Consider the following 16288-nt stretch of genomic DNA (forward strand, 5'->3'; position numbering starts at 1 on the left):
GCGCGCCGCGTGCGCGTGGGCCTCGTCGATGAGCCCGCGCACCGTGGGCCACGTGCTCTCGGGGTTGAGCACGCAGACCCAGCCGAGCCTGCCGTAGACGGGGTGCGGCATGAGCACGTCGCGCGCCGTCAGGTCGTGCTCGGCGGGGTCGGTGCGTCCGTCCAGCACCTCCGCCTGCCGCGCCCGCGGGAGCCCGAGGTTGAGACGGAAGACGCCCGGCCGGTCCAGATCCGAGGCCGTGTCGTGCGCGTCGGACGTCACGAGCGTCGCCCAGCCGTTGCGGGGCCGCTCGGCGTAGGTGCCGTCGGGGTCGTGGACGGCGAAGACGTCACCGTTCGCCTCGACGATCAGCGTGCCGGGCTGGGCGGCGAGCAGGGTGACGATCTCGTCGGCGTCCATGCCGCCAAGACAGCAGATGTCCATGATCGCTCGTCCGTGTCGAGTGATGCACGTCACTCGGTACGGTCGAGGTGACGACCCCGCCGGCGCTGGCTTCTCAACCCCGACGGAGCCGCCCCACCCGCCAGCACTCGGCCGGCGGTGATGTCGCGTTTCCCGATCCGGCGCGAGCCCGAAACGGCACGAGGCATCCCCATCCGGCCGCGCGGCGCGCACACTCGGGCGACCGGGAGCGAGGAGGGGCCATGTCGAAGGGCGAGATCGAGCAGAAGGCGACGCTGACCCGTCAGGAGACCGCGCGGTGGCTCGCGGACCTCGCGACGGCGATCGCCGACGGCGGCCCCGTGGAGCTCTCCCTCACCGGAGCGCCGGTGACGCTGCACCTGGCCGACGAGCTGCGCTGCGAGCTCGAGATCGAGCCGCACGGTGACACGATGGAGCTGGAGATCGAGCTCAAGTGGTCGGTGCCCCGCGCGGGACGCGACGACGCCCCGTCCGGCCCGATCGCCCGCTCGGCCCGGACCTGATCCACCTGGGCCTCGTGGTCGGTACGCTGCTCCCCGGGCCCCCGTAGCTCAGGGGATAGAGCACCGCTCTCCTAAAGCGGGTGTCGCAGGTTCGAATCCTGCCGGGGGCGCCATCGGTGACCCCGCGTCGACACCGTTCGGCCCCCGGACTCGTCGTGCACGGGCCCGCTGCTCGCGCTCGTGCTCCTCGAGATCCCTCGCCGGCAGCGGCCGGGCGCCCTCGATGCCACGGCACGCTCGCCCTGCGCTGAACACGCGGTACGAGGGCGGCGGTCAGCGCGCGAGGAGGTAGCGGGACACAGCCGGCTCGTCCCAGGCCAGACCGTTGCCGGGGGTGGCCGGCGGGTGGAGGTGGCCGTCGCGCACCTCGAACGGCGCGGTCAGGATCGGGTGGGCCCAGTCCTGCCACTCGAGCCACGCCCCGGTCGGGGTGACGGCCATGAGGTGGCTGGTGATCTCGGGGTAGAGGTGCGAGGACATCGGTGTCCGGGTCGCGTCGGCGATGGCGGCGGCCGCCAGCCAGCCGCTGACGCCGCCGATCCGCATCAGGTCGGGCATGACGAGGTCACAGGCCCGGTGGCGCAGGGCGTCGAGAAGGGTCTTCGGGCCGTAGAAGTTCTCGCCGAGCATGACGGGGGTGGTGAGGTCGCTGGCGAGCTGGGCGTGGCCGTCGAGATCGTCGTACCGCAGGGGCTCCTCGATCCAGGACAGGCCTTCGCCGTCGAGCTGGTGGCAGCGCGGTACGGCCTCGGCGAGGTCGAGGCCCTGGTTGTAGTCGGCGACCAGGACGGCGTCCGGGCCGACGGCCTCGCGCACGGCGCGGACCGCGCGGAGGTCGTCGGTGGGCCGATCCCTGCCCACCCGGACCTTGAGCGCCGTGAAGCCGCCTTCGGCGACCAGCTCGAGAGCTTCGGCGGCGAGGGTGTCGGGGTCGTTGAGGCCCAGCCCGTTGCTGTTGTAGGCGGCAGCCGGAGCGAGCTCTCCGCCGAGCACGTGCGCCAGCGGACGGCCGGCGTCCTTGGCGACGACGTCCCAGACGGCCATGTCCAGACCTGCTTGTGCGGCGAGGGCCAGACCCTGCTCGCCGGCCAGGCTGCGCAGCCCGCCCGCCACGGCCGCGACACGTCGCGGAGTAGCCGGTCCTCCGGCGAGCTTCGCGCCGAGGTCCTCCACCAGCACGGCGATCGCCACCGCGGCCTCCGGGCGGTAGGGCGCCAGGTAGGCGTGCCCGCTCGGGCCGCCGCGGGTGTCGATGTCGATCAGGACCAGTGGCCAACGCTCGAAGTGGCCGATCCTGGTCGCCAGCGGTCGGCCGAACGGCACCACGACGATGCGGGTCCGCACCCGCTCCACGACAGGAGCCTCGACCGCGCCCCGGCCTGCTGCCGCGCCGCTCGTGTCCGGGGTCGAGCGGGTCATGCGAGGGCTCCGTCCATCGTCAGGATGATCTTCCCGATGGCCTCGCGAGACTCCAGACGCCGGTGGGCCTGCGCGGCGTCCGCGAGGGCGAACGCCGAGTCGCGGGCGACGGCGAGGCGTCCGTCCGCGACGCCGCTGAGCAGGTCGCGCAGGTCGGGGCGGGAGTCCCATCCGTGGTCGCGCAGGTCGTTGATCTGGAAACCGAAGATGCTGACGTTGCGCGGGTAGAAGTCCCGGGTGTCGACGGTCGACGGCGCGAGCGCGACGTTGGCCATCGACACGACCCGCCCGCCGCGAGCGACGGCCCGGAGAGCGGCCGCGAAGGTGTCGCCGCCCACGAGGTCCAGCACGGCGTCGACACCCCGGCCGTCGGTGACGGCGCCCACCGCGGACGGCAGGTCGTGGGCGGCGCCGCTCTCGACGACCTCGACCCCTCGTCCGCGCAGCCAGGCGGCCTTGTCCGGTGAGCTGACCGTGCCGAGCACGCGGGCTCCCGCACCGGCAGCGATCTGCACCGCGGCACCACCGACCCCGCTGGCGGCGGCGGTCACCAGGACGCTCTGCCCGGCGCCGAGCTCGGCGAGGTGGACCAGGCAGTAGTACGCCGAGAGCCACGCGGTCGGCAGCGCCGCCGCGTCCCCCGGATCGACCGCGTCCGGGACCGCGACCACCGACTCGACCGGCAGGACGGCACGCTCCGCGTAGAAGCCCGGCGCTCCGGTCGCGCCCCAGCCCACCACCCGGTCGCCGACCGCGAACTCGTGCACGCCGTCGCCGACCGCGACGACCCGTCCGGCGCCCTCCGTCCCCGGGATCGCCGGCAACGCCGCCCCGCGGTGGTAGTTCCCGGACCGGAACAGCACGTCCAGCCGGTTGACCCCCGCTGCCTCCACCGCGACGGCGACCTCGCCACGACCGGGCTCGGGGTCGGGCAGCTCGACGAGCCCGAGACTCTCCGGCGGTCCGAACCCGGCGATCTGGATCGCGCGCATCCCCAAGGCCTCCCCACCTCACGAGCACCACACGACGTGGCGACACCGGATGAACAGGTGTCAGGGTGCGACACCAGTTCGTGCGGTGTCAAGCGCTAGCCTGGGCGTGTGGGCATCGAGGAGTTCCCCCGACACGGTGGACGGTGGTGTCTGGACTTCATCGCGACGTTCGGCCGCCGACACCGCGCGGAACCGGTCGAGCGGATGGTCGACGGCGCGGCGCTCCGGCGCTGGCTCGACGGCGCGGGCCTGCCGTCACCGGGCACGGTGAGTGGCGGGGAGCTCGACGACGCGCGGGAGTTGCGGGAAGCGCTCCACCGTCTGGTCCGCTCGCACATGAGTGGCGGGCGTCCCGACGACGCCGATCTCCGGCTTGTGAACGGCGCGGCCGCCCGACCCGACCTCGCGCCCAGGCTCCACGACGACGGCCGCCGCAGCCACGAGCCCGGGACGGACGTGTCGACGGCCGCCGTGATGAGCACCCTCGCCCGGGACGGGATCGACCTGATCGCCTCGGCTCCGGCGGAACGGGTCAAGGAGTGCGAGCACCCGGACTGCTCGCTGCTCTTCCTCGATCACACCCAGGGCAACCGGCGGCGCTGGTGCTCCATGCAGCGCTGCGGGAACCAGACCAAGGTGGCCGACTACCGCGGGCGACGCCGCGCCAGGCCAGAGTCCGGCGTGCCGAACGACGGAACCGGTCGGCGGCCTCCCGAGAGATGATCGAGAGCGCGCGAACACTGCGCTGTCGATAGGGCACACCATGCCATCGGATCGACCGGACGGAGGCCACAATGCTGGCCACGGGCGGGTCGACGGCCGGCCGACCCGGGAGGACGGTGGAACTGTCGGCCGGACCCCAGGATCGGCGATCCGACACGTCGTCCTGGCGACGGCCTCCGTCGCATCGAGTCGCGAGCCGCGGGCGCCGGCCGATGCGTTTCTCGAATCCTGTCGACTGCGGAGGTCGAGATGCTCGTGATGATGAGATACCGGTTCAGGGGCGGCGAGGCGGGCCGCCACGCCTACGAACGATTCGCCCGATGGACACCTCCAGCCGGTCTCGAGATCAAGTCCGGCTGGACCTCCGCCAGCAACGACGGTGGCTTCCTCCTGTTGGACGTCGGTGACGTGGAGACCCTCCTCGAGTTCTCGGCGCAGTTCAAAGACCTCAACGACGAGCTCGAGATCACACCCGTCGTGGAGTTGAACGCGGGCGTGAACATCGCGATGAAGGCGTACGCCTGGGTCGACTCGGTGTCGTGACGGCCGTCGACCGCCACGCCCGAGCACGGTGTGGCATCGGTCGTTTCGGAGCAAGCAACGGTTCGCGATCGTCGTGAATCGATGGACCGAATGCTCGAAGTCGCTCGCGAGGCGATTTTCCCGCCGAGTCCCCGGCAACGCCTGCCCTGACAGCAGTCCGGAGCAGGGAATCGTCGGTACGACCATGGGACGCCATGGCGACACGGGCGCCGGCCCGCGCCCGATGCCGGTCGCGGGCGGGGCAGAGGTGCGCTCGCACCGCCGGCCACCGCGGGTCACGCGAGCCCGTGCGGCGTCCGTGGTCGCCATCGGTGCTCTCGCCGGCGGGGTCGCCGTCGCCGGTACGGCGGCGCCGTGGTGGCGCGGCACATCGCACCTCCCACCCGCGGCCGGGTCGCACGGATCGCCGGGAGCGCCGAGCGCGGGCCCCGGCGTGCTCCCCGTGCCCCCGTCAACCCCGGAGGCCTCGGCGCCGGACGAGCACGCCGCCGCACCGGCCCGCGCGCCGTCGGGGTCGTCGGCCTCGTCGGAGCCCGCGACGGTGGTCGCGGAGTCGAGCGGAGCTCCGGCACGGACGGTGTGGCGCGCCGACGGTCCCGGCGCCTTCGGTCGTACCTCCTGGAGCACCGTCGGGACCACGGCGCCCCGGGTGGACCGCGAGGAGGTGTCGTTCCGCCTGACCGGCCCCGGACAGCGCAGCGAGCTCGAGCCCGCCATCCCGACCGTGCACGAGGGAGGTCAGCACGACCTGACCTTCTCGGTGCGGCTGGACGGCGATCTCGCCACGAGCTCCGCAGCGCGTCACGTCATCGCCCGGTGGGAGAACGACGGCCCGGGGCGCGCGCCTCTGGACCTCCGCGTGCAGGGCGGCGATCTCGTCCTGCACGGCGGCGAGGGCCACCCCTCGGGGCCGCGGACCTTCACCCGCACCCTCGGACACGCCCCCGTCGGCGAGTGGACGCACCTCCGGGTCCTCGTGCGGTTCTCCGCCGACCCCGCGAAGGCCGGTGTCAGCGTCTGGCGGGACGGAGGGCTCGTCGTCGACGGAGCTCGCCCCCGCGGCGGCACCCTCTACCCGGGTCAAGAGAGCTACCTCAGGGTCGGCCTACACCGGGACAAGACCATCGCGAGACCGAGCGCGGCGCGCGTCAGCGAGTGGCGCATCGAGCACGGACGTGCTGACACGGATCCCGACCGCGCGGACCGACCACGCGACGGCTCCACGACGGCGCGCCATTCCTCGGACGACCGGCGCGAGGCGACGTCCGGCGAATCCGTCCGGCGAGGATCCGAGGGGTCCGACGCGGACGGGCGCCTCCGGACCACGCCTCGGCACCCCCGGACAGCCCCGGCGTCCATGTCGTCGCGCGGCGAGGCGGAGACCGGGCGCGCGGAGAGCGGGGACACGGAGAGCCGGTCGACCTCCGACGACACCGGCTCGCCCTAGTTCGGCTGCTCGCCGAAGTCGGACAGGACCCGTTCGAGGGGCGCGGGGTGCACCGCGACGTCGCCGGCGAAGGGGTGGTCGATCGCCACGGCGACGAACAGCAGCACGCCGATCAGGGCGGACAGGCTCGCCGTCATCAGGGTGTGGAGCAGCGTGCTGCGCATGCCGAAGATCAGGGCGAAGCCGATCGTCACCACCGCACCGACGATCAAGGCGATCCACAGCACCACCGGGACGCCCTGCTCGACGAAGTCCAGGCGATGCGAGCGCGCGGTGACCAGATCGTTGAACCGTTCGGCCTCGATCCCCTGGTACTGCTGTTGGGCCGGCGTCGTGATCGGCATCGTCGCCAGCGTCTGCGAGGTCTCGTCGAGGATGCGCGTGACCTCGGGCGAACCGGGTTCCCCACGCGCCATCGCCGGCCACTCGACGTCCACCACCGCGACGGCGTAGCGCCGGACGTCGCCGTGCAGTTGGTCGCGCAGTTCCGGCGGGAAGGCGCCGCTGTCGCGGTAGATGGTGCGCAGGGCGCTGGCCTCGTCGCCCACGACCTGCTCGGCGTGGCTGAAGTTCTCCCAGCTCACGATGACGACGAACGCCAGCAGCACCGCGTAGATCACTCCGACCACCGCGATGATGAATCCGGCGACCTCGTTGTGGTCGCCTTGGCGCAGGGCGGGCCAGTGTCGACGCAGCACGATCTGGATCACGACCACCGCAGCGGGCAGCACCACGATCAACAGCAATCCGGTCAGCCAGATCGGCAGGTCGGTCATCCCACTCCCTTGCAGCGGACGATGGAATTCCGGGCGGGTCGGCCGGCGAATCCTGGACCGCGACGGCACTCACCGACAGCACCATTGCCGGACCGGACCACTCGCGTCCAGCACCTCGGACCACGACCGTTCGGGAAGGACATACAGCCGGTAGCGGTACGAGCACTCTTCGACACTTTCGATCGGCACCGGAGCAATGGCGGCGCTTCCGTCGCGAATGCCCATCGCCGACCGCCCGGACGAATCATGGATCCGTCGACGGGCGACCGGGAGAATGATGCCCGCCCGTCACGCGAGGATTCGGGGTCGAGACATGGGATCAGTCAGCTCTCACGGGACCGACACCGACGTGGTGGTCATCGGCGCCGGCCCGTCGGGCCTGTTCGCCGCGGTCGAGCTGGCGCGGCGCGGCGTCGCCGCCCGGGTCCTGGACCGCCTGCCCGAACCGCACCACCAGACCCGCGCCACGGCGGTCCAGCCGGGGACGCTCGAGCTCCTCGCCTGTTCCGGGATGGTCGACGAGGTGCTGGCCGCGTCCGTGCACGTGAAGTGCGCCCGGGTGGTCGACGCGAACCTGGACCTCGTCAGCGAGATGCCGTACGCCGACATCGACTGTCCGTGGACGTTCCAGTGCAGCCTGCCCCAGTGGCGTACGGAGCAGATCCTCACCGAGCGGCTCACCGAGCTCGGCGGCACGGTCGAGCGCGGCGTCGCGGCCTCGTCCGTGGAGGAGCGCGACGACGGTGTGCTGGTCCGGCTCGACCGGGCTGACGGGACGGCGAGCGCCGTCGAGGCGGCGTGGGTCATCGGCGCCGGCGGCGCCCACAGCATCATGCGGGAATCGATGGCGGAGACACTCGAGGGCTTCACCTACCCGGGGACGGTGCTGGCGGCCGACGTCGGCGTGCGCTGCGGCCTGGCCCGGGACGCCTCGAACCTCGCCGCCACGCCCGAGGGCTTCGTCCTGCTCGTGCCGCTCCCAGGGGATCGCTGGCTCACGTTCGTCGGCGACCTCGACGACGCCGAGACGACGGAGCTGGAGCGCACGACTCCGGCCGAGGTCGTCGCGGCCGGGATCGGCCGGCGCCTCACCGCCGATGTCACGGTGGAGGACGTCGGATGGGCGGCGTCGTTCCACATGCACCAGCGTGTCGTCCCGCGCCTGGCCGAGGGCCGCCGCTTCCTCCTCGGCGACGCCGGCCACCTGTCGAGCCCGTTCGGCGGCGAGGGCCTGAACGCCGGCCTGCACGACGCCCAGGACATCGCGTGGAAGCTCGCGCTCGCGGTGGGCGGGCACGCGCGGCCCGCGCTGCTGGAGAGCTTCGAGATCGAGCGCCTCGCCGCCGACCACCAGGTGCTCGACGTCTCCCGCCGCATCGACGCCGGTGCCCGCGCGGCGGTCGAAGCCGCGCGCACCGGGGTTCGCCCGGCTCCGCCGAGCCCCGCCCAACGGGACGCCCTGGCCCGGTCACGGTGCCTGCTCGACGTGAGCTACGCCGACAGCCCCATCGTCGGAGAGCACGTCGAGCCGGGGGCGGAGGCCATCACGGGGCCGGGTCCGGGCGAGCGCTTCCCGGGCCGCGCGACGCTGTCCGGCGCGGCGCACCACCTGCTGATCTCCGGCACTGCGGACGCCGCCGGCATCGAGCAGCTGGACCGCCGCTGGCGCGGGCTCGTCGACATCGTCCGGGACACCGACGGTTCCCGGCCCGCGTCGCGCGCACTGCTGGTCAGGCCCGACGGACACGTCGGCTTCCGCGCCACTCGCGCCGACGCGGCCGGGCTCGCCGCGCTCGACACCTTCCTCGACTCCTACCTGGTGCCGGCGTCAGCCTGATCGAGCCCGACGTCGATCTGCGTCCATCGCACGCCCGTGCCGCCGATGTCGTGTCCGGATCGAGGCCACCGGAGCGGTTTCGTCGGTGGTAGGACGATCTCGTGGACACCCAGGCCGGCGCCGGTGCCGTCGTGCTCGACATCGTGGGCGCGCGGGTGAGCACGCTGCGCGGGACGGTCGAGCCGGTGCGGTCCGACGAGGCCGACTCGGTCCACCAGTTCCGCGTGAGCGCGCGGACCCTGCGCACCGTGCTCGCGACCTACCGCCCGGTGCTGCGACGGGAGGCGACCGATCCGTTGCGCGATGAGCTCCGGTGGGTCGCCGGTGTGGCCGGGGACGCGCGCGACGCCGAGGTCGCCGAGGAGCAGCTCGCGGACCTGCTCGCGACGGTGCCCGAAGCGCTCGTCCTCGGCCCCGTCGACCAGCGCGTGCACGCCGTGCTGCGCCGGCGCTACCGCCGGGCCCACCGCGAGCTCGTCACCGTCCTCGACGGCGCCCGCTTCACCGAGCTGATCGCCGGGCTCGAGCGACTGCTCGCCGACGCGCCGCTCACCGACCTCGCGACGGCGGACGCCGCCGCCGTCCTCACCCGCTGCGTGCGCCGCGACGATCGCCGCCTGCGCGCCGCCGTGAAGGCCGCGGAGCGCGCGGGCACGGAGCACGAGCGCGCCGAGCTGCTGCACGAGGTCCGCAAGACGGCCAAGCGCCTGCGCTACGCCGCGGAGTCGGTCGAACCGGTGCACGGCCGGGACGCCAAGCGCGTGGCGTCCCGGGCGAAGACGGTGCAGACCTGTCTCGGCGACCACCAGGACACCGTGGTCCTCCGCGAGGTGCTGCTCGAGCTCGTCGATCTCGCCCACGAGGCGGGCGAACCGGGTTTCACCTACGGCCTCATGTACGCCGAGGCCACCCGTCGCGGCGTCGACGCGTCGGCGCGCGCGGAGGTCGCGCTCGCCGAGCTCACCCACGGGTCGCGGGCGTCCTGGCCCGGCTGACCCGGTCGGCGTCACTCCGCCGGTGGGTCCGGGCGCTCGTCGTCCTCGTCCGGTTCCTCGGAGCGTGCCGCAGCGCGGACGCGCACGACGCCGCTCTCGAGGTCGAGCCCGACGAAGCGGGCTCGCTCCCCGTCGTCGTCCGACTCCTCGACGCCCTCGAGCTTCGGGGAGCGGAAGATGCCGCCGAACGCCGTCATGGCCTCAGTCTAGGACGGCGGCCGGGCGATCGGCGTCGAGCAGGAGGACCCCGACCTCCGGCACGCCGAGGTGCCGCCGCGCCCGGGTCACGCTCCTGACCAGGGCCGCCGTGAGCAGCCGGTCGCGGCCCTCGCGGTCGAGGTCGCGCACGGCCTCGCACGCCGCTTCGAAGGCGTGGTTGCGGTCGGTCGCGCCCAGCGACCGGAGCCCGGTGACGCGCTGGACGAGGTGTTCCTCGGCACGGTCCCGGAGGTCGCGCAGCCAGGGATCGCGCGGCGCGCCGACCAGCCCCGTGGCGGCGAGCTCGCCGTAGACCACGGCGCGCACCACGCCTCGTGCGCGCGGGCCGTGCACCCGTGTGCCGACGAGCGCCGGGGCGACGCCGGTCAGGCGGGCGCGGACGGCGTCGTCGACCTGGTCGTTGACGCGCCGGGCCAGCCAGCCCAGCAGCGGGTGCGTGCACCGGGGACGGTCGGTGAAGTGCGCTCCGGACAGGACGGAGACGTACTCCATGAGGCAGGCGCCGTCGGCGGGGTCGCGGTGCTTCCCGCGGGCGAGCAGCGGGACGCCCGAGGGCGTGGGGTCGTGCGTCGGTGTGGTCATCGTCGGTCTTCCTTCTCCTGGACGGGTTGGCACGCGGGAACGGCCCGACAGGAGGTGACCGGGAGCGACGAACGAGAGGTGGGCGCATGCGGCCTCCTGAACGGTCGGAACCGAACAGGGACCGTCAGCAGGAAGACCTGCGGTTGAAGGCGAGCCCCATCGCCTGTCAGGACAAGGTAGACCTCTCCGGGCGCGTGGCACCAGCCCGGAGAGCGGCTGTCAGGAGAGATCCTGCAGGTCGGCGCCCTCGCCCGCGACGACGTCCTCGGTCCACCGAGCGGCCGCGCGACGGCGGTAGCCGGGTCCGAACACGTGCAGGACGATCTGACGCGGCAACCAGGGCACCTCGGCCTCGACCACGGCGCGCCGTTCCGCGTCGAGCCCGTCGAGCAGCCAGTTGCCTTCCTCGGCCAACGTCGGCAGGGACTTCGGCGCGATGTTGAACCGCTGGTCCCAGTCGTGCCACTGCCGGTGGGTGATCGTCGCCGACACGACGGGCATCGCCTCGGCCTCCTCGCGGTCGAGGTGGGGCACGAGCACGGCCTCGAGCTCGTCGAGCGCGGCGAGCAGCGCGTCCCGATCGTCCCTGGCGCCGGTGTCGTCCCAGCGTCGCGCGGCGGCCCGGAACCGCTCGATCGCCGGATCGATCGCGGCATGATCGGCGTCCATCGCGTCGAGCAGCTCCTCCGCCCCGGGGTGCAGTCTCCGGATCAACGGATAGAGCCCGTCGTCCTCGCCGGTGTGGTGGGCGTGCAGGAAGTCCATGAGCCATCCGATGTGTCCGGCGATCGCGTGTCGACGGACCGTCGGCGGCTCGACGGCGAGTGCCCGGCGGGTGCGGCCGAGGTCGCGACGCAGGGCGTCGTGGACGATCCCCATCATGCGGGTGTCGGCCGGCCCGTTCTCGTTCGTCGTCATCTCTGCTCCAGATTCGTGATCAGGGTGCGGACCCATTCCTGGTACTGCTCGACGGTCCAGTGCGACTGGTTGACGAGCAGGTCGTAGACCTCGGGGCACGTCTGGGCCCAGAAGAGGTCGAGCTCACGGGTCTCCACGGGCCGGTCCAGGACGACACGCATGCCGTCGCCCGTGGTGCTGTAGCGGTTGCGTTCCTGAGCGGCCCGGACCTCGGCCAACGCCGGCTCGCTCCCGGCGCCCTCGCGCAGCGCGAGTTGGAGCCCGATCGTGCGGACGTGGATGTCGGTGATGAGGGCGGCCGCGGCGTCCGCGCGCTCGGCCAGATCGCCCTGTGCCAACGCGAGGAACTGCGGGCGCTCGGCGAGCGGCACCGGCTCGTCGTCGCCGACGACCGCCCCGTCGATCGCCGCAGTCAGCAGGGCGACCTTCCCCCCAAGCGTCCCGTAGATCGTCTCGACGGACACCCCGGCGGCCCGGGCCACGTCCCGCATGCCGGTGGCCGCCCAGCCCCGCTCGCCGAACAAGGCTCGCGCGGCGCTGATCACCTCGGTGCGCGTCTGCGCGGCCTGCATCGCACGGCGTGGGGACCGGTAGGTCCTGGTCGGCTCGGCCATGCGCCTCAACCTAGAACACGCATGTAGTGAATACAACGACGTTACCGGCTGGCGGCGGGTGGGTGCGCAGAGCGACCCTCAGAATGCTCGGTCTCGCCCGATCTCGGCGTTCAGCGATTGGCGATGGGAACGCCGGTGCCGACCTCTCCATTTCGATCTTCCGAGAGTGTCACCAGGAACATCCGCACCCGGGCCGACCCGTACACGCTGCTGACAGTCTCGGGAGATCGAAATGGAGAGGCGACGCGAGCGACGGCCGGGAGCGGCGGCCGGGAGTGCCCCGGCTACGACCCGAGATCAGTCGCCGACGTGCCGCCCGTGGCGCCACTGCGCCTCCTCGGCAACCCGCTGATGCTGATGGCCGCGATGCGGCCGATCGGGGTGGTCGTGGGCGCACGGGCACCAGTGGCAGAGGTGCCACGGAGGACACGCGCCCGCGTGGTCGGGGGGGACCGCCGTCGTGGGCGCTCCTGCTGTAGCGACCGATCGTCGTCATCACCGTCACGCCGGGAGCTGCGCGAGGGTCTGCTCGATCTCGTGGCGGTGGTAGGCGCGCGGCGTGATCGCCCAGCCGGTGCGGTGGTCGCGGTGCCCCGACGCCATGCCGCACCACCCGCACCCGCCCGCGGCGTCCAGGACCGCCCGCGACTCGATCTCGTGCCGCCGCGCGACGACGGCCTCCGCGGCGCGCCGGGCGCGGCGCTGGGCGGCCCGGTCGTACGCGAACCAGATGCCGAACGGGATCGCGAGGATCGCCGCGGTGATCAGGACCCACTTGACGATGAGGATCACGACACCGAGAAGGAGCAGCCCGCCGACGACCACCGCCGCGGGACTTCCCCGGGACCGCCGGGCCATCTCAGCACCACCACTTGCGCGCGCAGTAGCCACCGGTCAGCGCGCCGTCGGGGAGGCCGCTGTCGCCGTCGCCGAGGTCCACGTCGACGTCCCCGCCACTCCCGCTCTCGGCGACGGCAGGGGTCCCCGAGCAGTCGCGCTCGCCGTAGTCGGCCGCCCGCAGCTGCGACATGTAGGCCGGGGAGGCGTCGTTGCGGCCCTGGTACACGCCGACCGTGGGGTAGACGACCATCAGCTCGCCCAGGTCGGTCGAGCCCGTGGTCTCGACGCGACGCAGCAGGCGCCCGGAGCCGTCTCGGTCGCGCGCGCCGTCCGCGATCAGCCGGACCTGACCGTCCGCGAGGAAGCCCTCCAGCTGGTCCTTGGCCTCGCGTCCGCCGCGGGTGCTCATCTCACAGGCGTCGATGCCCAGGAGCCGCACGCGCCGGCCGCCGGAGACCTCGAGGGTGTCGCCGTCGATCACGTCGGTGACCGTGACGGTCTCGCCCTCCGCCACCGGAGCGGTCGTGGTGGTGGGTGACGACGACGTCGTCGTGCTCGTCGGCGCGGGACTCGCCGTCGGCGTGACCACCGGCGTCCGCGACGACGCCGCGGTGGGCGTCGGCGAGGCGGTGCTGATGTCCGTGGCCGCCACCACGATGAACACCCCGACCGCGATCCCCAGCCAGACCTTGTACGCCTGCCGCACCGGACTCCTCCCCGACGAGATCTCCACGCGTTGTGACACGACGTCGCAGATGTCGGGGGCGGCGTTACCGCGGGCATCGACGGGAGGACATCGAGTCGCTACCGTTTCGAATATTGATTCAAAAGGGGAGGCCGACGATGCCCGCCACGAGCGATGACCTGACCGCCGTCGACCCGATGGACCGCGCGCTGCACAAGCAGGGCCCGCCGCACGAGCTGTTCGCCCGCCTGCGGGACGGGTGCCCGGTGCACCCCGGGACCGGGCCGGACGGGCACCGCTTCTGGTCGGTCACCCGCGACGAGGACGTCACCGCGGTGAGCAAGGACCCGGCGACGTTCTCCAACCACCGTGGGGGCATCTTCCTGCACCCCGACCAGGTCGCGCCGCTGGACTTCCTGCGCCAGGTCCTGCTGTTCAAGGACCCGCCCGAGCACCGGGACTACCGACGCATCCTCGCGTCGGTGTTCACCCCGAAAGCGATCGCCGGCATGGAGGGCACGGTCCGCGCGGTGGTCACCGACGTGATCGACGGCGTCGTCGAGCGGGGCCACGCCGACCTGGCCGGCGACATCGCCGTGCCCATCCCGCTACGGGTGCTCGCGGGGCTGCTGGGCATCCCCGACGACGACGTCGACCAGCTCTACGACTGGACCCACCAGATCGAGCGTGCCCAGCAGTCCGACGAGCCGGCCGGGGCGACGGCGGTGTTCGGCGAGATGGTCGGCTACCTCCACCAACAGATCGAGCGGCAGATGGCCGCCGGCGGCGACACCCTCGTCACCCGCCTGAGCAGGGCGGAGGTCGACGGGCAGCACCTGGCCCCCGAGGAGATCCTCACGTTCTTCGGGCTCCTGGTGTTCGCCGGCAACGACACCACCCGCAACACCATCGCGACCGGCACCCTCGCGCTGCTCGCCCACGACCAGTGGTCCACGCTGCGCGACCGGCCCGAGATCGTCCCGCAGGCCGTCGAGGAGATCCTGCGCTGGACGTCGGTGGTGAAGTACTTCGCCCGCACCGCCACCTGCGACACCGAGATCGAGGGGCAGCCGATCGCCGAGGGCGAGAAGGTCGTCACCTGGTTCTCGTCGGCCTCGCGCGACGGCGACCTCAACGAGGACCCGGACCGGTTCGACATCACCCGGGAGAAGCCCGAGCACCGCGCGTTCGGCGGCGGCGGGCCCCACGCGTGCCTCGGCAACCAGCTCGCTCGGCTCGAGCTCCGCGTCCTGTTCTCCGAGCTCCCCCGACGCCTGCCCGACCTCGCCCTCGACGGCGACCCCGTGTACCTGGACTCGAACTGGGCCCACGCCCTGACGTCGCTGCCGGTCCGCTTCTCCCCCGGTCCCCGCTCGAGGTGAGAGCACGTCCGTCACGCGGAGAGCCGTTGGCGCCGACCGTCGGTCGCTGTCACCACATCAGTCACACGTGTCACTCTTGACTCACCCGTCACAGACCGCCAGCGTGCGGGACGTGGGTGCCCACCGGCACCTCGGGGGGTCGTCGGCACCGGCGGGCCGGTGTCGGGCAGGAGGCGGTGGGGGCGATCGTGGACACGGACACGCTGGACCGGGGGTTGACGGCGACGCTGTTCGGCGACGAGCCGGACCTGCGCGACGACGGGGACGGCTGGGGCGGCCCCGAGGCGGTCACGGTCCTGCCGCGCAAGAAGATCCGCCGCCGGCCCGCGCGCCGACCCGTCCGCCGGCCCGTCCGCGGCGGCCCCGAGCTCGCGCGGACCACGGCGCCGTCACCGATGGACCGGCCGACGGTCCCGCGGACCCTTGTCCCCGCCGAGCTCCTGACCGTCCCGCGGGCCACACCCGCGCCGGTCGTGCCGCCGGCGCCGAAGCTCCGGCGGCGGGGGCGGCGCCGGGCGGTCCTGCTCACGCTGGTGCTCGGTGCGGTCGTGGCGACGGCGACCGGCGAGCTGCACCCCTGGTCGACCCCGGCCCCGATCCCGACCCCGCCGCCCGCGCCCGCTCCGGTGGCGGTGCCGCCGCCCGCCGCGGTCCGACCGGTCTATCCGGCCGAGGTCGCGCGCGACGCGACCGCTCGGATCGACGCGCTGGTGCCCGCCCGCGCCGTCGGGCACGTCTCGGTGGCCGCTGTCGACACCGTGACCGGCCGGACGTTCGGCTACGCGGCCGACAATCCCGTGCCCACGGCGAGCGTGGTCAAGCTCGACGTCCTCGAGACCCTGCTGCTCCAGCACCAGGGGTCCGGCGAGCCGATCCCGTCCGCGACCATGGACCTGGCGACGCGGATGATGCAGCAGAGCGACAACGAGGCCGCCTCGGCCCTGTGGGAGGGCGTCGGCGGCGTGCCCGCCATCGACGCCGTCAACCAGCGCCTCGGCCTGCGCGACACCCACCTCGTCGACCACTGGGGCGACACGAGGACGCCGGCCTCCGACCAGCTCGCGCTGCTCGCGGCGCTGACCGGGCCCTCGCCGCTCGACGCGGACTCCCGCGCGCTCGCGCACGACCTCATGACCCACGTCGTGGACGACCAGCGCTGGGGCGTCAGCGCCGCCGCCGACCCGGGGACGACCCCGGCGCTGAAGAACGGCTGGATGTCCGTCGACGCCGACGACGGGCGGTGGGTCACGGGGTCGGTCGGCATCGTGACCGTGTCCGGCCACCCCGTCCTCCTGGCCGCGATGGTCGGGCAGCAGGCGAGCGAGGCGGACGGGATCGACCTCGTCGAGGCCCTGTCGCGGGCCGCCGCGAGCGCGGTGGCGGTCCGGCC

Annotated in this window: 19 protein-coding genes, 1 tRNA gene and 1 riboswitch; of the genes, 10 read left to right on the forward strand and 10 right to left on the reverse strand. The window is 73.2% G+C overall.

The window, feature by feature from the left end; all coding sequences use genetic code 11:
- Window positions 1–423, reverse strand: a 423-nt coding sequence (locus ACR9E3_RS32205; RefSeq protein ID WP_460385139.1) for a DUF6194 family protein, incomplete at its 3' end; no start/stop codon positions are given.
- Window positions 424–644: 221 nt separating this feature from the next.
- Between ACR9E3_RS32205 and ACR9E3_RS32210 the strand changes: the two genes are divergently transcribed.
- Together ACR9E3_RS32210 and ACR9E3_RS32215 are read left to right on the forward strand one after the other, a co-directional pair.
- On the forward strand, window positions 645–926 hold the full coding sequence (locus tag ACR9E3_RS32210) for an amphi-Trp domain-containing protein (RefSeq protein WP_460385140.1): 282 nt from the start codon (window positions 645–647) through the stop codon (window positions 924–926).
- Between the two features lie 37 nt (window positions 927–963).
- Window positions 964–1039: transfer RNA gene (locus ACR9E3_RS32215), tRNA-Arg, on the forward strand.
- A 160-nt stretch (window positions 1040–1199) separates the two neighbouring features.
- Here ACR9E3_RS32215 and ACR9E3_RS32220 read toward each other — a convergent pair.
- Both ACR9E3_RS32220 and ACR9E3_RS32225 read right to left on the reverse strand, forming a co-directional pair.
- Window positions 1200–2345: an enolase C-terminal domain-like protein gene (locus ACR9E3_RS32220; RefSeq protein ID WP_460385141.1), complete on the reverse strand. Its 1146-nt coding sequence runs from the start codon at window positions 2343–2345 to the stop codon at window positions 1200–1202.
- The gene (locus tag ACR9E3_RS32225) at window positions 2342–3337 is read right to left on the reverse strand and encodes a quinone oxidoreductase family protein (RefSeq protein WP_460385143.1); all 996 of its coding nucleotides are present in this window, start codon (window positions 3335–3337) and stop codon (window positions 2342–2344) included. Before ACR9E3_RS32225 ends, ACR9E3_RS32220 begins: the two co-directional genes overlap by 4 nt.
- A 108-nt stretch (window positions 3338–3445) precedes the next feature.
- Here ACR9E3_RS32225 and ACR9E3_RS32230 point away from each other — a divergent pair, with 108 nt between their 5' ends.
- From ACR9E3_RS32230 to ACR9E3_RS32240, 3 genes are all read left to right on the forward strand, one after another.
- Complete coding sequence (locus ACR9E3_RS32230; RefSeq protein ID WP_460385144.1) at window positions 3446–4060, forward strand: CGNR zinc finger domain-containing protein; 615 nt, start codon at window positions 3446–3448, stop codon at window positions 4058–4060.
- Between the two features lie 249 nt (window positions 4061–4309).
- On the forward strand, window positions 4310–4603 hold the full coding sequence (locus ACR9E3_RS32235) for a DUF3303 domain-containing protein (RefSeq protein ID WP_460385145.1): 294 nt from the start codon (window positions 4310–4312) through the stop codon (window positions 4601–4603).
- A 442-nt stretch (window positions 4604–5045) separates the two neighbouring features.
- On the forward strand, window positions 5046–6050 hold the full coding sequence (locus tag ACR9E3_RS32240; RefSeq protein WP_460385146.1) for a heparin lyase I family protein: 1005 nt from the start codon (window positions 5046–5048) through the stop codon (window positions 6048–6050).
- Here the strand turns inward: ACR9E3_RS32240 and ACR9E3_RS32245 are convergent.
- Window positions 6047–6895 (reverse strand): bestrophin-like domain, encoded by an 849-nt coding sequence (locus tag ACR9E3_RS32245; RefSeq protein WP_460385147.1) that lies wholly within the window; start codon window positions 6893–6895, stop codon window positions 6047–6049. The genes ACR9E3_RS32240 and ACR9E3_RS32245 overlap by 4 nt on opposite strands.
- Before the next feature lie 244 nt (window positions 6896–7139).
- Here ACR9E3_RS32245 and ACR9E3_RS32250 point away from each other — a divergent pair, with 244 nt between their 5' ends.
- Window positions 7140–8663, forward strand: a complete 1524-nt coding sequence (locus tag ACR9E3_RS32250) for an FAD-dependent oxidoreductase (RefSeq protein ID WP_460385148.1) — start codon at window positions 7140–7142, stop codon at window positions 8661–8663.
- A gap of 101 nt (window positions 8664–8764) precedes the next feature.
- Window positions 8765–9658: a CHAD domain-containing protein gene (locus ACR9E3_RS32255; protein WP_460385150.1), complete on the forward strand. Its 894-nt coding sequence runs from the start codon at window positions 8765–8767 to the stop codon at window positions 9656–9658.
- An 11-nt stretch (window positions 9659–9669) separates the two neighbouring features.
- Here the strand turns inward: ACR9E3_RS32255 and ACR9E3_RS32260 are convergent, their stop codons facing one another.
- The 6 genes from ACR9E3_RS32260 to ACR9E3_RS32285 all read right to left on the reverse strand — a co-directional run bounded on the left by ACR9E3_RS32260 (window position 9670) and on the right by ACR9E3_RS32285 (window position 13312).
- Complete coding sequence (locus ACR9E3_RS32260) at window positions 9670–9855, reverse strand: hypothetical protein (RefSeq protein ID WP_460385152.1); 186 nt, start codon at window positions 9853–9855, stop codon at window positions 9670–9672.
- A gap of 4 nt (window positions 9856–9859) precedes the next feature.
- The gene (locus tag ACR9E3_RS32265) at window positions 9860–10459 is read right to left on the reverse strand and encodes a hypothetical protein (protein ID WP_460385153.1); all 600 of its coding nucleotides are present in this window, start codon (window positions 10457–10459) and stop codon (window positions 9860–9862) included.
- Between the two features lie 108 nt (window positions 10460–10567).
- Window positions 10568–10632: riboswitch (Fluoride riboswitch) on the reverse strand.
- Window positions 10633–10678: 46 nt separating this feature from the next.
- Window positions 10679–11377 carry a hemerythrin domain-containing protein gene (locus ACR9E3_RS32270; protein WP_460385154.1) on the reverse strand — a complete coding sequence of 233 codons (699 nt, stop codon included), beginning with the start codon at window positions 11375–11377 and terminating at the stop codon, window positions 10679–10681.
- On the reverse strand, window positions 11374–11991 hold the full coding sequence (locus ACR9E3_RS32275) for a TetR family transcriptional regulator (RefSeq protein ID WP_460385155.1): 618 nt from the start codon (window positions 11989–11991) through the stop codon (window positions 11374–11376). The genes ACR9E3_RS32270 and ACR9E3_RS32275 overlap by 4 nt, the downstream gene beginning before the upstream one ends.
- Before the next feature lie 501 nt (window positions 11992–12492).
- The gene (locus ACR9E3_RS32280) at window positions 12493–12849 is read right to left on the reverse strand and encodes a hypothetical protein (protein ID WP_460385157.1); all 357 of its coding nucleotides are present in this window, start codon (window positions 12847–12849) and stop codon (window positions 12493–12495) included.
- A gap of 1 nt (window position 12850) precedes the next feature.
- The gene (locus ACR9E3_RS32285) at window positions 12851–13312 is read right to left on the reverse strand and encodes a thermonuclease family protein (protein WP_460385159.1); all 462 of its coding nucleotides are present in this window, start codon (window positions 13310–13312) and stop codon (window positions 12851–12853) included.
- A gap of 4 nt (window positions 13313–13316) precedes the next feature.
- Here ACR9E3_RS32285 and ACR9E3_RS32290 point away from each other — a divergent pair, with 4 nt between their 5' ends.
- From ACR9E3_RS32290 to ACR9E3_RS32300, 3 genes are all read left to right on the forward strand, one after another.
- On the forward strand, window positions 13317–13694 hold the full coding sequence (locus tag ACR9E3_RS32290) for a hypothetical protein (RefSeq protein WP_460385160.1): 378 nt from the start codon (window positions 13317–13319) through the stop codon (window positions 13692–13694).
- Window positions 13675–14898 carry a cytochrome P450 gene (locus ACR9E3_RS32295; protein ID WP_460385162.1) on the forward strand — a complete coding sequence of 408 codons (1224 nt, stop codon included), beginning with the start codon at window positions 13675–13677 and terminating at the stop codon, window positions 14896–14898. The genes ACR9E3_RS32290 and ACR9E3_RS32295 overlap by 20 nt, the downstream gene beginning before the upstream one ends.
- Before the next feature lie 188 nt (window positions 14899–15086).
- The coding region (locus tag ACR9E3_RS32300) for a serine hydrolase (RefSeq protein WP_460385164.1) at window positions 15087–16288 on the forward strand (1202 nt) is incomplete at its 3' end.

Source organism: Actinomycetospora sp. C-140, from assembly GCF_054796175.1.